The sequence below is a fragment of the Lysinibacillus sp. NPDC056220 genome (assembly GCF_049315265.1).
Classification (GTDB): domain Bacteria; phylum Bacillota; class Bacilli; order Bacillales_A; family Planococcaceae; genus Lysinibacillus; species Lysinibacillus pinottii.
The window spans coordinates 80,814-94,404 of sequence record NZ_JBMOXD010000001.1 but is presented as its reverse complement, the minus strand read 5'-3'; the positions used below and the strand labels follow the sequence as shown (position 1 = coordinate 94,404).

The window sequence follows — 13,591 nt, the reverse complement described above, 5'->3', positions numbered from 1 at the left end:
TGCTCCATATGAATACATTGATTCTACAGGAAAAAATCCTTTAAATTTAAAGGACTTCCAGTTGTGTTCAGTCCAATTAATAATTTTAATCGTGCCTTTTGACCATTGATACCCGTGGCAAATATTGCACCTAAGTCTTCCAGCATTTTACCGCCACCAACATATCCATAGACACCTTCTGCGATACCATTAAAGCAGCGGGAAACAAGGATTACAGGGATATTGCGTTGGATCAAGCTCTCAATGCCTTTTACAACAGAAGGAGGGACATTTCCTTGTCCTAATCCTTCAAGCACCACACCTTCATATTTACATGCGAGCACGACATCAAGTAAATCTTCTTCCATACCAGCATAAACCTTTAGCATAGCTACGCGTTTAGATAAACTATTAACGTCTACATATTGACGACGAATTGGCGCATGATGGAACAAAATACGTGATTTTGTAATAAGCCCGATTGGTCCATATTGTGGGGATTGGAAAGTATTGACTGAACTTGTGCTCGTTTTCGTTGTATTGACGGCAAGATGTACCTCATCATTCATAACAACTAGAACGCCTTTGTCCCGAGCTTCATCATCGACTGCTACTCGGATTGCCTCCATCAAATTATAAATGCCATCTGCTCCAAGCTCATTGGATGAGCGCATCGCACCTGTTAGTACGATGGGGATGGCTAAATTTGTTGTCAGCTCTAAGAAATAGGCAGTTTCTTCTAATGTATCTGTACCATGCGTAATAACAACACCGTCGATTTGCTGGGCTGTAGTTTGCTCCATAATCAAGTTGCGTAATAGAAGCATTTCTGTTGGCGTGATATGTGGAGAAGGTAGGTTAAAAGCTTCTATTTCAATAATGGTCGCCAATGAATTAAGTTTATTACTCTCTTTCATGAGAGGGTTTTCTTTGTTGGGCATAACTGCTCCCTCAGCACTCATCGCCATGGAGATTGTGCCGCCAGTATGAATTAATAAAATTGTTTTTTTCATGAAAAATAAAATCTCCTTTTAAAAAGTTTTTTTGTCATTACATGGTATAATAATAGCAGTCTATTGTTGAAAGGAGCCGGCATCATGATCATTTTATTATCTGCTGCCATTGCTCCCGGTCTAGCGCTTTTTAGTTATTTCTATTTGCGCAATCAAATGGCTACGGAGCCAAGAAGAACTTTATTGCAAACATTTTTATACGGTGCATTTTTAACGTTCCCGATTCTGTTTTTACAATATGTACTAACAGAGGAAGGAGTTTTTCGATATTTTTACCTTCAAGACGTTCTTTTTTCTAGTGTTATTGAAGAATTTTTTAAATGGTTTGTACTATTAATAGCCATCTACAATCATGTAGAATTCGATGATCCATATGACGGTATATTATATGGGGCAAGTATATCACTTGGTTTTGCCACAATTGAGAACGTACTTTATTTATTATCCTTTGGCTTGGACACAGCATTTATGCGAGCTCTATTACCTGTATCAAGTCATGCATTATTTGGCGTAGTAATGGGCTACTATTATGGACGTGCTAAGTTTTCAAAGCTTGCCAAGACAAAAGAAATGATTGCTATGGCGCTTTGTGCACCAATTGTACTTCACATTCTATACAATACAATATTATCATTTAAAGGTCACTGGATTTATTTAATGATTCCGTTTATGCTGTTTTTATGGTGGTTTGGCTTACGAAAAGTGAAACTAGCGCATTACCATCTGGTACAACATTTGCATATGCATAAAAAAATATAAAGCGTAGAAATCGTCAAGATTTCTACGCTTTATTCTTTTTTATCATGTATAAATTGCCTCATTTGTTTCAAGCTATAAAAAAAAGGAGTGATAAAAGTGCGTTTAGTAAGCATACTTTTTGCTTTGATATTAGGAATTAGTATAATTGCGATTCCTCAAAATGAAGTGATTGCATTTAGTGACCAGCAAATTACTCGTGGTGCCTATGGAGATGATGTCATTGAATTGCAAGCAAGGCTACAATACTTAGGTTTTTATAAGAGTAAAATTGATGGGAAATTTGGCTATAACACATACTGGGCATTACGTAATTTCCAAGAGAAATATGGTTTGCCAGTAGATGGTATCGCTGGAGCGAAGACCAAAAAAACTATAGCTGGTTATTCTGATTACGATGAAAAATGGGTGAAAGCGCAATTAAATGCTGGTAATCAATTTACCTATTATGGTGGTATTCCGCTCGATCAGCAAGTGAATAAAGGAACTAGTACAGGTAGTGGTGCTGGCAGTGGCGGAGGAAATAGTAGTGGTACTACTAATAACAATGGGACACAGACACAAGTTCCTCCAAAATATACAGAACGTGATTTACAGTTAATGGCGAATGCTGTGTATGGAGAAGCTAGGGGAGAGCCGTATGAGGGACAAGTAGCAGTAGCCGCAGTTATTTTAAACCGTTTAGAAAGTCCTGATTTCCCAAATACTATTTCCGGAATTATATTTCAGCCTTTAGCGTTTACAGCGGTAGCAGATGGACAAATTTGGTTAGAGCCTAATGATAGAGCAAAAGAAGCTGTTATTGATGCAATGAATGGCTGGGACCCATCTGAAAATGCATTGTATTATTTCAATCCGAAAACAGCAACAAGTAAATGGATTTGGTCACGTCCGCAAATTAAACAAATTGGAGAGCATATTTTCTGTTCATAGAAAGGAGGAACTTAGATGAAAACTTGGCTCGTGGTCTTAACGATAGCTGTTATCGGGTTAGGGGCATATAGTATTGATTTACATGGAGATAAAGAAGATTTACAACGTACCGTATTAGCACAGTATACAGATAAGTTAACAGATGCATCTGAAAAACTATCTCATCTACAGCGATCAGTATCGCAGTCACTACTGTTTCAAGACGAGCAGGCAATTCACAGTGAATTAGATTCAGTTTGGCGTTTAAGCTCAGAAGTTCGTTCTTCAATTGCTAATATTCCGATAGGGCAAGAACTATCAAATGAATGGATGAATTATTTAGGGCGACTTGGCGATGAAGCGAAGAGAACAGCAAAGACAGGCGATTATGTAGCTTGGCGTGAAAAAATGCCACAGGTTTCTTCGAATTTACAAGCGCTGTCTGATGATTGGACAGCCGCAACTGTCGATTTTTATAAACATAATGGAAAAATGGATGTTTGGCTGCAGCAAGTGGATAATAAAAATCCAAACACAAACTTTGATAAAGTGAAGGACACGTTAAAAGGTTATGGAGAAAAGGATTTCCCGCTAACATTATCTGAGTCAGACTGGCAAAAAAAGATTGAGTTAAAAGCTTTACAGGATGCCGAAATTACGGAAAAAGAAGCGTTAGAAAAGGTGAAATATTTATTCCCAGTTATTAAAGACGCGACATTTACTGTAACAAAAAGTAGTGACACGGCACCGTATCCGTTCTATCACATACAATTCCACCAAGGAATTCGTTTAGGGTATGTGGATTTAACGGTAAAGGGAGGGCATTTACTGTCCTATTTAGTGGAACGTCCTGTTGATGAAGCGAAGCAGTCACAGGAGGAAATCCTCAAAAAAGCCGAAGAATATGTCAAAAAACTTGGCATGAAAGATGTAGCCTATGTGGAATCGCGCGAAAATCATCAGGCTTGGCACGTAACATTTGCCCGTGTACATCCAGGAGATAACGCATTAATTTATGCGGATGGTGTTCAACTTAAATTAGCTAAAGATACGGGTGAGTTGTTGGGTGCAAACGCGATGGAATACATTCAAGAAGAGAAAATTAAAAAACAAACAGCAAAACCAATCGATTGGAAAACATTCTTCCAAGATGATATTCAAGTCCAAGAAGTAAAAAATATTTATACGGATAATGGGGAATTTGAACAACGTCTATGCTATGAGGTCATTGCATTGCGTGATGGTAAAACACAAGAGACATTTAGAATCGTCATTGATGCAGAAAATCATAATGTTTTAAAAGTGGAATATTTAACTTAATAATAAGAAAATACTACCAATTTTTATAGCCAAAATTAATATCTCATGAGATAATTAAACCATATTTTTCGTACGGGGAGATGCTCATGGAGATTAAAATTGGTACACAATTACAACTTGAACCTACTTATACAGAGCGTGTGGAGAAATTCCGCTGTAAGGTTGTAGAGCAACAAGATCATATTCTTTATATTGATTATCCAATTAATATGGCGACAAAGAAAACAGCATTTTTGATAGATGGCTCTGAATTTAGAGCAACCTTTCGTACCGAGGACAAACAATCATTTGCCTTTAATACAGAGGTAATAGGTCGTAAAGCGGGCCATATACCTATGATTATGTTGCATTGCCCAAAGCCAGAGGAATTTATCAAAATTCAACGTCGAGAATATGTCCGTGTTGAAACACCAGTGGATGTGGCCGTTCAGTTCAAGGATCACAAATATCAGTTAGTAGCTGCGGATATTAGTGCAGGAGGCTTAGCCCTCATTTTGAAAGGAGAAGTAGCTTTCGATGATGGCGATGAGGTGAAATTAACAGTTGCCTTGCCGTTTGTCAATGGGGATGTGAAATACGTAATAACAGAGGCAACTGTCGTGCGTATTTTTGAAAAAGATTCTAAACGAATTGCAACAATCCAGCTGACGGATTCAGATGATGTAGACCAGCAACATATCGTTCGCTTTTGCTTTGAGCGCCAGTTAGGCAATCGACGTAAAGAATTGAATCCATTTAATGCTTAATATGCCGCATAGTAATTTTTTAAAAGCCCTCTTCTAGCAGAGGGCTTTTTCTAGGTTATATGATACAATATGAGGTGACAGAAAGTAGGGAAGAATATGAAGAAAAACATCCAAATTGCGATAGATGGTCCTGCTGGTGCCGGTAAAAGTACTATTGCAAAAATTGTTGCTGAGGCACTTGATTTTACTTACATTGATACAGGTGCAATGTATCGAGCAGTTACGTATAAAGCGATGCAACAAAACATACATTTAGATGATGAAGCAAAATTAGCGGAGATGCTAGCGGCTAGCACCATCGATTTAAAGCCATCTCCACAGGGGCAGCTTGTTTTTTTAGATGGTCATAATGTATCAGCCGATATCCGTTCAAATGAAGTCACTTCATCCGTTTCTCAGGTAGCTGCACATGCAAAGGTTCGAGAGTTATTAGTAGCTCAACAACAAAAGCTGGCAGCAAATGGTGGCGTCGTAATGGATGGCCGCGATATTGCAACACATGTATTGAAAAATGCAGAGCTAAAGATTTTTATGTCTGCAACGGTAGAGGAACGTGCAAGAAGACGATTCATAGACAATCAAAAAAGAGGAATCGACTCTTCGCTTGAAAAACTTCAGGAAGAAATTGCATTGCGTGATAAAAAAGATAGTGAACGCGAAGCATCACCACTTATCCAAGCAGAAGATGCCATATTTTTAGATACGACAGCATTGTCTATCGATGATGCAGCACAAGCTATTTTAAAATTAGCAGAAGAAAAAATGCTATAAATCCTAAAATTTCAGACATTTTTCGAATTTAAAGGATTTATTTTTGTCTTTGTCTTCAATATCGAATAAAATAATAAGGGAAGATGCGAAGGAGGGTTACATATGTCTGAAGAAATGAACTATGCAGAACAAACGTTTAACGAGGGTGATATCGTCAAAGGTATTGCAGAGCAAGTTGATGAAAAAGCAGTATCTGTATCAATTCCGGGTGCACCATTTGATGGTATTATCCCAATCAGCGAATTATCAAGCTTACACATTGAGAAAGCTTCTGATGTCATCTCTGTTGGGGATGAGTTAGAATTGATGATTACAAAGGTTGAGGAAGAAAATTTTGTCCTATCAAAACGTAAAGTGGATGCTTTAAAAGCATGGGATACACTCGAGCAACAATTTACCGCAGGAGAAATTTTTGAAGCGGAAGTAAAGGATATTGTTAAAGGTGGTCTTGTCGTAGATTTAGGTGTACGTGGCTTTGTACCAGCATCACTTGTAGAAGACTACTTTGTCGATGATTTTGAGGGCTACAAAGGCAAATCATTAAGCTTCAAAATTGTTGAGCTTGATAAAGAAAAGAATCGTCTTATTTTATCTCATCGCGCAGTGGTTGAATCAGAAAAGGCATCACAAAAGAAAGACGTTATAAATCAAATCAAGGCTGGCGACGTTTTAGATGGTAAAGTACAGCGTTTAGCATCATTTGGGGCATTTATTGACCTTGGTGGTATCGATGGTCTTGTCCACATTTCACAAGTGTCTCACGAGCATGTGAGTGATGTAAGTGAAGTTTTATCAGAAGGACAAGGTGTAACTGTAAAAGTTCTATCTGTTGATCCAGAAAATGAACGCATTTCATTATCTATTAAAGAAACGATTCCTGGACCGTGGTCTAATATCGAAGAACGTGCAGCTAAAGGTACGATTTTAGAAGGTAAAGTGAAGCGTCTTACATCATTCGGCGCATTTGTGGAAGTTTTCCCTGGTGTTGAAGGATTAGTGCACATTTCGCAAATTGCTCACAAACACATTAATACACCACATGAGGCATTAAAAGAAGGACAAGAAGTACAAGTAAAAGTCCTTGATGTCAATGCTGAGGACGGTAGATTAGCGCTAAGCATTAAAGAATTACTTGAAAATCCAGAAGCAGAAGAAGTGATCGATTACGAATTACCTGAAGAAAACACAGGCTTCTCATTCGGAGACGTAATTGGCGATCAATTAAAAAATTTTAAATAAGAAGAACGCGAGGATACAAGATTGTATCCTCGCTTTTTTGTTGGAGTAATGGAATTCGAAAGTGACGGATAGAACCTTTGGATTAAATAGTAGATAGGATTCAAAAAGCAAAGGATTTATCCTCAAAAAGCCTTCACACATGCTCTCAAAATACATGAAAAAACCGGGAAAATAAATCGTTTGGATTGTTAAAGCCATACATAGCGTTCTACTTTATGGATATGATATGATATAATGGCATTTTTCGTGTATAATAGCGAAAGACAAGAAGTTGGAAGGATGAAGTACAGATGACGAAACCAGTAGTAGCCATCGTAGGTCGTCCGAACGTAGGTAAGTCGACGATTTTTAACCGTATCGTTGGAGAGCGTGTGTCTATTGTGGAGGATATTCCAGGCGTAACACGTGATCGTATTTATAGTTCGGCAGAGTGGTTAACACATGATTTTAATATTATTGATACAGGTGGGATTGAAATTGGGGACGAGCCGTTTTTAGAGCAAATTCGTCAACAAGCCGAAATCGCCATTGAAGAAGCAGACGTTATTATTTTTATGACAAATGGTCGTGAAGGGGTAACCGCAGCCGATGAGCAAGTAGCTAAAATTTTATACAAAACTAAGAAACCAGTTGTTTTAGCAGTCAATAAGATTGATAATCCTGATATGCGTGAAATGATTTATGATTTTTATGCATTGGGCTTCGGTGAGCCTTGGCCAATTTCTGGCTCTCACGGCTTAGGGTTAGGGGATTTATTAGACGAATGTGCGAAACATTTCCCAAAAGAAGATGAAGAGCAGTACGGAGATGATGTGATTAAATTCTCATTAATCGGTCGTCCAAATGTAGGGAAATCATCTTTAGTGAATGCTTTCTTAGGTCAAGATCGAGTGATTGTAAGTAATATTGCAGGGACAACACGTGATGCAATTGACACACCTTATGCGTATGAAGATCAGGAATATGTCATTATTGATACTGCAGGTATGCGTAAAAAAGGTAAAATTTATGAGACGACAGAGAAATATTCAGTTTTGCGTGCGTTACGTGCGATTGAACGTTCAGACGTTGTGTTAGTGGTACTGAATGCGGAAGAGGGTATTCAGGAGCAAGATAAGAAAATTGCTGGGTATGCACATGAAGCTGGAAAAGCAGTGGTGATTGTTGTCAATAAATGGGATGCTATCGAGAAAGACGAAAAAACGATGAATGTTTTTACGCAGCAAATTCGTGAGCATTTCCTATTTTTAGACTATGCACCGATTATTTTCGTATCGGCGAATACAAAACAGCGTGTTCATCAGATTTTACCAATTATCCAACGTGTCAGTGAGAATCATGCGATGCGTATTCAATCTTCTATTTTAAACGAAGTCATAGAGGATTCTGTAGCACGTAATCCTGCGCCAACCGATAAAGGTCGTCGTTTACGTATTTACTATGCTACGCAGGTTGCGATTAAACCACCAACATTTGTGGTATTTGTCAATGAACCTGAGCTTATGCACTTCTCCTATGAACGTTTCTTAGAAAATCGTATTCGTGAAACATTCGATTTTGAAGGAACACCGATTCGTTTAATTACACGAGCACGAGCTTAAAGTTATAGTCATACACATACAATACGCCAACCCGACATATTTGTTGGGTGGCGTCTTTTTACAAGAAAAAATTAGTGTAGACAACCCACTATAAGGGAGGATTTTTTATGGAAAAAGTTTGTGTGTTAGGAGCAGGCTCTTGGGGGTCTGCGCTGGCAATGGTACTAGCGGAAAATGGCCATGATACGCTTGTATGGACACATCGAGCTGAACAGGCAGAAGAAATCAACCGTATGCATACTAATAAAAAATATTTACCTGAAACGGTATTGCCAACAAATTTACATGCTACGAGTGATATTGCAAAGGCAGCAACACATGCTGAAACAATCGTTGTGGCTGTGCCGACAAAAGCAATTCGTGAGGTTTGTGAAAAATTGACGGCTGAATTAACAAAAAAAGTTTTATTTGTACATGTTTCAAAAGGAATTGAACCAGATTCTTTAAAGCGAATTTCTGAAATATTAGCAGAGAGCCTACCTGCTGAAAAAGTGGATGAAATTGTAGTGCTTTCAGGGCCGAGTCATGCGGAGGAAGTAGTTCTTCATCATCCTACAACAGTTACAGCTGCATGTGCAGACATAGACGCTGCTGAAAAAGTACAGGATCTATTTATGAACCAATTCTTCCGTGTTTATACAAATGACGATGTGATCGGTGTAGAAATTGGTGGGGCACTGAAAAATGTTATCGCTTTAGCTGCAGGCATTACAGATGGCTTGAATTATGGTGATAACGCGAAAGCGGCATTAATTACGAGGGGGCTTGCGGAGATTACTCGTTTAGGTGTAAAAATGGGTGGTAATCCATTTACGTTCTCAGGCCTTACGGGCATGGGAGATTTGATTGTAACGTGTACAAGCGTTCACTCAAGGAACTGGCGAGCAGGGAATATGTTAGGGCAGGGCATGAAGTTACAAGAGGTTCTTGATCAAATGGGAATGGTTGTAGAGGGAGTCCGGACTACAAAGGCCGCCTATCAATTAGCAGAGAAGTATGGTGTGGCAATGCCTATTTCTACGGAGCTTTATAGCGTACTCTTTAATGATGTAGAGCCGAAAGTGGCTGTTGATGCACTTATGATGCGCATGAAAAAACGTGAAATTGACGAGATGAAGCATTAATATTATTTTTATGATTAAATTTGTCATGAAACGGACATAAATAAGGTGTCTTAGTGAATCTACTGAGACACCTTATTATGTGCTATTAGTTGAATAGTGAAAGCATTTTAAAAGGTTGTCCATTTCTTGATAGTTATGGGACAACTATTTCTTTTTAACAAAGGCACATAGTATAATATACTTTGATTGTGTCTTGACATAGAAAGAAAGGTGGTTATTTGAAATGGGCCCGTTAGCTCATATGCCTGCTTTAGATGTAATGTGGGTATCGTTTTATTGTATAGGTTTTATGATTATATCAGTCGGCTTAATTTATTTAGCTCGTAACAAGATTTCAAATGTATTTTTACGAACAATCGTAAATTTATGTGCATACATACTGTTTGGACTTGGCACATTTTTAATGGTACTTATAGTTGCCACTTGGCCAGCATAATAAATAACGAGGTGTCAGTAACATGAAAAAACTAAGTGCTTTTCTGTTGGTAATTGCAACCGCCATATTGTTAGTCGGGTGTGCGTACCCAGAAGACGAGAAAAGGGCGAAGGTTACGCCTGATGTGGACCAACTAGCAGCTGTTCAGCGTGCTGTTAATGAATACCGGGAAGCAACTGGTGGGCTAGTACCCATTAAAAATAGCGAATTAGATACAGATTTATATATCAAGTATTTAATCGATTTTGAAAAGCTTATGCCGAAGTATTTGTCGACGATCCCTGGAAACGCCTATGAAAAAGGCGGTATATATCAGTATATTATTTGGGATCCAGAACATGATGCGACCGTTAAACTAGTAGATTTAAATGCTGCAGAGCGTATTCGTGAAATAGGTATTCGGAAACTATCTACACAATACTTACCAATAACAGGTTCAACATCTGATAATGTGTACCAAATTAATTATAAGGATTTGGGCTATAAAACAGAGGTTACTGTGAAAAGTCCCTATTCTGGCGTCGAATTGCCGCTCTTTATGACTGGAGACGGTGAATTGCATGTAGATTATTCCATTGATTTAGGGCAACTTCTAAAAGAAGACAAGCCAGATGTCAAACCAGGTGATGATATTCGCCAATTACTTGTCGATAAATTTCCTGTAGTACCTGCCTACTCTGTTCCGTATACAGTGGATGAGAAAGGTGAGCCAGTTTATGATATGGACACTTATAAGGCAGATGTCAAGAAGGCCCAAGAACGACAAAAACAAGAGGCCGAAGCCGCCAAGAAAAAAGAAGAATAATAAAACAAGCTCCTTACATTTGTGAGGGGCTTTTTCATATTTGTCTACAAGCTCGCATATAGTGAAAAAGCGTAGATAAAGGAGGCAGAAACCTTGAGTGAAGCAGTATTTAGAGAAATTGCAGAGCGAACAAATGGCGATGTTTATATTGGTGTTGTCGGTCCAGTACGTGTAGGTAAATCAACATTTGTAAAAAAGGTAATGGAATCCGTCGTGTTACCAAACATTGTGGATGAAACAGAAAGAATGCGAGCACAGGATGAGTTGCCACAAAGTTCTCCAGGGCCAGTCATTATGACCGCTGAGCCGAAGTTTGTGCCTGCTCAAGCAACCCGTATTGTGGTCGGTGATGATGAAATGCCATTTCAAATTCGTTTAGCAGATTGTGTGGGTTATATTATCGAAGGAACAAAAGGCTATGAAGATGAAAATGGTCCGAAATTTGTTCATACTCCTTGGCATACAGAGCCTATTCCGTTCCAGGAAGCAGCGAAAATAGGTACGGATAAAGTAATTCGCGATCATGCGAATATTGGAATAGTAGTGACGACTGATGGAACAGTTAACGGTATTAGTCGTCGAGCTGCAGAGAAGGCAGAAGAAGAGATTGTTGAGCAATTAAAAGAAATTGGCAAGCCTTTTGTCATATTACTTAATTGCCAAATGCCTGCTAGAGAAGAAACTGTTCAACTGCGTAATGAGTTGTTTGAACGTTATAATGTTCCTGTTATCGCCATTTCAATTGATCAAATGAGAGAAGCGGATATTCAGTATATTTTACAAGAGGCACTATTTGAATTCCCAATCCGGACAATTGAAGTGGAGAAGCCAGATTGGTTAGACGTGCTAGATGCCTCACATCCATTAAATGTTGCACTGATTGATTCGATGGAAGAGGTACTTTCTTCTGTTATGAAAATTAGGGATGTGCAACAAGCATCTGACGCTTTTAAAGCTATTGATTTTATAGATCAAAGTGAAGTAGTTCATGTAGATGCGGGTATTGGAACAGCTGTAATTCGTGTGTCCTTACAGGGTGAACTATATAAATCGGTTTGTAATGAATGGTTAGAGGAACCGATTGAAACGAAAAAAGATTGGCTACTATTTATTAAGGAAGCCGCTGAGGCAAAAGAAGCTCAAAAACGCTTTAAAAGTGCCATACATGATGCGGATATGACAGGTTATGGTGTTACATTACCAATGATGCAGGAATTTGAGCCAACAGCTCCAGAATTAATTAAGCAAAATAATTTCTTTGGTGTACGAATGAAAGCGAAGGCGCCATCTTATCATATTATTCGTGTCGATATGGATTCAGAATTTGCCCCATTAATCGGCTCTGAGTTCCATAGTCAGCAACTTTTAAAAGATTTGAACCATGCTTATTTACATGATCGTGATGCTCTATGGAATACACAGCTATTTGGAACACCATTACATGAAGTATTAAAAGAAGGTATTCGCTATAAAATGGATGCAGTTCCACCTACTGCCAAAAAACGTATGCGTCAAACGATCGAACGTATGGTAAATGAAGGGGATCGTGGGTTAGTTACCTTTATTTTATAGTGATAAAAATTAAAAAGAAGTGTAAAAAAATAGGTAAAGGGCTTTTCGTTTTTATGCGAAAAGTCCTTTTTTTTGATTTTTTGGGTGAAAAACTGATTTTTTGGTTATAATCATGAATGAATACAGTTGCGTAGCGGTTTTCTATGTGTTACTCTTTTTACAGAATTGGTTCATGACCCTTTGAGAGGAGGTGAATGGTGTGAATAAAACAGAATTAGTAAACTCTGTTGCTGAAGCTGCAGGTCTTTCTAAAAAAGACGCTTCTAAAGCAGTTGAAGCTGTATTTGATACAATTCAAGATGCTCTTGCAAAGGGTGACAAAGTACAATTAATTGGTTTTGGTAACTTCGAAGTACGTGAACGTGCGGCTCGTAAAGGTCGTAACCCACAAACTGGTAAAGAAATCGAAATCGCTGCTAGCAAGGTGCCTGCTTTCAAACCAGGTAAAGCGCTTAAAGACGCGGTAAAATAATACACGTCTAGTAGTTACATAGAGCAGTCTTCATGTTAACGAACATGGAGACTGCTCTTTTTAACGTCAAGTATTAATACATAATCATATAAAAGCTAGATTTGCTAACTTGCAACAAATTTTTTGTGAAACAAGTAAGTCATTTTGCGCTTACCTTTTGGATGTGCTACGATGCATAGGGAAATGTGTAATGTTTTGATATGCAGGAGGTTTTTTTGAATGTCGAATATAGATTTATTAAAAATAGAAGAAGCCGTTAAAATGATTTTAGAGGCGGTAGGTGAAGACGTAAATCGAGAAGGTTTATTAGATACACCAAAACGTGTTGCCAAAATGTATGCTGAGATGTTTAGTGGCTTACATGAGGATGCTAAAGACTATTTTAGAACAGTGTTCCACGAGGATCATGAAGAGTTGGTTCTTGTCAAAGATATTCCTTTTTATTCGATGTGTGAGCATCATCTAGTTCCGTTTTATGGAAAAGCACATGTCGCTTACATACCGAATGACGGCATTGTGGCAGGGCTAAGCAAATTAGGTCGTGCAGTAGAAACAATTGCTCGTCGACCACAGTTGCAAGAGCGTATTACGTCTTCAGTCGCTGATACAATAATGGAAATGCTAGCACCAAAAGGGGTTTATGTGGTGATTGAAGCTGAGCACATGTGTATGACCATGCGCGGGCTGAAAAAACCAGGCTCCAAAACCGTAACATCTGTAGCAAGAGGTGTTTACGAGGAAGATGAAGTGAAACGTAGAGAAGTTCTATCATTTATTCAAATGTCTTAAATTGCTTGTCTAATTATGTTATGATGAACTAAGAATTTGTCGGATTTAAGGAGTGT

Annotated in this window: 14 protein-coding genes; 13 read left to right on the top strand and 1 reads right to left on the bottom strand. The window is 38.3% G+C overall.

Annotation, left to right across the window (positions count from 1 at the left end; all coding sequences use genetic code 11):
- Window positions 1-23: 23 nt before the first annotated feature.
- The gene (locus tag ACOZBY_RS00440; protein ID WP_031417960.1) at window positions 24-992 is read right to left on the bottom strand and encodes an asparaginase; all 969 of its coding nucleotides are present in this window, start codon (window positions 990-992) and stop codon (window positions 24-26) included.
- Between the two features lie 84 nt (window positions 993-1,076).
- Here ACOZBY_RS00440 and prsW point away from each other — a divergent pair, with 84 nt between their 5' ends.
- The 13 genes from prsW (at window position 1,077) to folE (ending at window position 13,535) form a co-directional block, all read left to right on the top strand.
- Window positions 1,077-1,751 carry a glutamic-type intramembrane protease PrsW gene (gene prsW, locus ACOZBY_RS00435; RefSeq protein WP_012293601.1) on the top strand — a complete coding sequence of 225 codons (675 nt, stop codon included), beginning with the start codon at window positions 1,077-1,079 and terminating at the stop codon, window positions 1,749-1,751.
- A gap of 96 nt (window positions 1,752-1,847) precedes the next feature.
- Complete coding sequence (gene sleB, locus ACOZBY_RS00430) at window positions 1,848-2,681, top strand: spore cortex-lytic enzyme (protein ID WP_031417963.1); 834 nt, start codon at window positions 1,848-1,850, stop codon at window positions 2,679-2,681.
- A gap of 15 nt (window positions 2,682-2,696) precedes the next feature.
- Complete coding sequence (locus ACOZBY_RS00425) at window positions 2,697-3,980, top strand: PepSY1/2 domain-containing protein (RefSeq protein ID WP_422761212.1); 1,284 nt, start codon at window positions 2,697-2,699, stop codon at window positions 3,978-3,980.
- Between the two features lie 86 nt (window positions 3,981-4,066).
- Entirely contained in the window at window positions 4,067-4,726 is a 660-nt protein-coding gene (locus tag ACOZBY_RS00420; protein WP_012293604.1) for a flagellar brake protein, read from the top strand.
- Between the two features lie 96 nt (window positions 4,727-4,822).
- Complete coding sequence (gene cmk, locus ACOZBY_RS00415; protein WP_012293605.1) at window positions 4,823-5,497, top strand: (d)CMP kinase; 675 nt, start codon at window positions 4,823-4,825, stop codon at window positions 5,495-5,497.
- Between the two features lie 102 nt (window positions 5,498-5,599).
- Window positions 5,600-6,736 carry a 30S ribosomal protein S1 gene (gene rpsA, locus ACOZBY_RS00410; protein ID WP_031417967.1) on the top strand — a complete coding sequence of 379 codons (1,137 nt, stop codon included), beginning with the start codon at window positions 5,600-5,602 and terminating at the stop codon, window positions 6,734-6,736.
- A 290-nt stretch (window positions 6,737-7,026) separates the two neighbouring features.
- Window positions 7,027-8,337: a ribosome biogenesis GTPase Der gene (der, locus tag ACOZBY_RS00405; RefSeq protein WP_031417969.1), complete on the top strand. Its 1,311-nt coding sequence runs from the start codon at window positions 7,027-7,029 to the stop codon at window positions 8,335-8,337.
- A gap of 107 nt (window positions 8,338-8,444) precedes the next feature.
- Window positions 8,445-9,461 (top strand): NAD(P)H-dependent glycerol-3-phosphate dehydrogenase, encoded by a 1,017-nt coding sequence (locus tag ACOZBY_RS00400; RefSeq protein WP_012293609.1) that lies wholly within the window; start codon window positions 8,445-8,447, stop codon window positions 9,459-9,461.
- A 223-nt stretch (window positions 9,462-9,684) separates the two neighbouring features.
- Complete coding sequence (locus ACOZBY_RS00395; protein ID WP_008180416.1) at window positions 9,685-9,897, top strand: DUF2768 domain-containing protein; 213 nt, start codon at window positions 9,685-9,687, stop codon at window positions 9,895-9,897.
- A 22-nt stretch (window positions 9,898-9,919) separates the two neighbouring features.
- A complete protein-coding gene (locus tag ACOZBY_RS00390) occupies window positions 9,920-10,702 on the top strand; it encodes a hypothetical protein (protein WP_031417970.1) in 783 nt (260 codons plus the stop codon).
- A gap of 93 nt (window positions 10,703-10,795) precedes the next feature.
- Complete coding sequence (gene spoIVA / locus ACOZBY_RS00385; protein ID WP_031417971.1) at window positions 10,796-12,274, top strand: stage IV sporulation protein A; 1,479 nt, start codon at window positions 10,796-10,798, stop codon at window positions 12,272-12,274.
- A gap of 199 nt (window positions 12,275-12,473) precedes the next feature.
- Window positions 12,474-12,746, top strand: coding sequence for an HU family DNA-binding protein (locus ACOZBY_RS00380; RefSeq protein ID WP_004232618.1), 273 nt, complete (start codon window positions 12,474-12,476; stop codon window positions 12,744-12,746).
- A gap of 219 nt (window positions 12,747-12,965) precedes the next feature.
- Window positions 12,966-13,535: a GTP cyclohydrolase I FolE gene (gene folE / locus ACOZBY_RS00375; RefSeq protein ID WP_012293615.1), complete on the top strand. Its 570-nt coding sequence runs from the start codon at window positions 12,966-12,968 to the stop codon at window positions 13,533-13,535.
- Window positions 13,536-13,591: the final 56 nt, after the last annotated feature.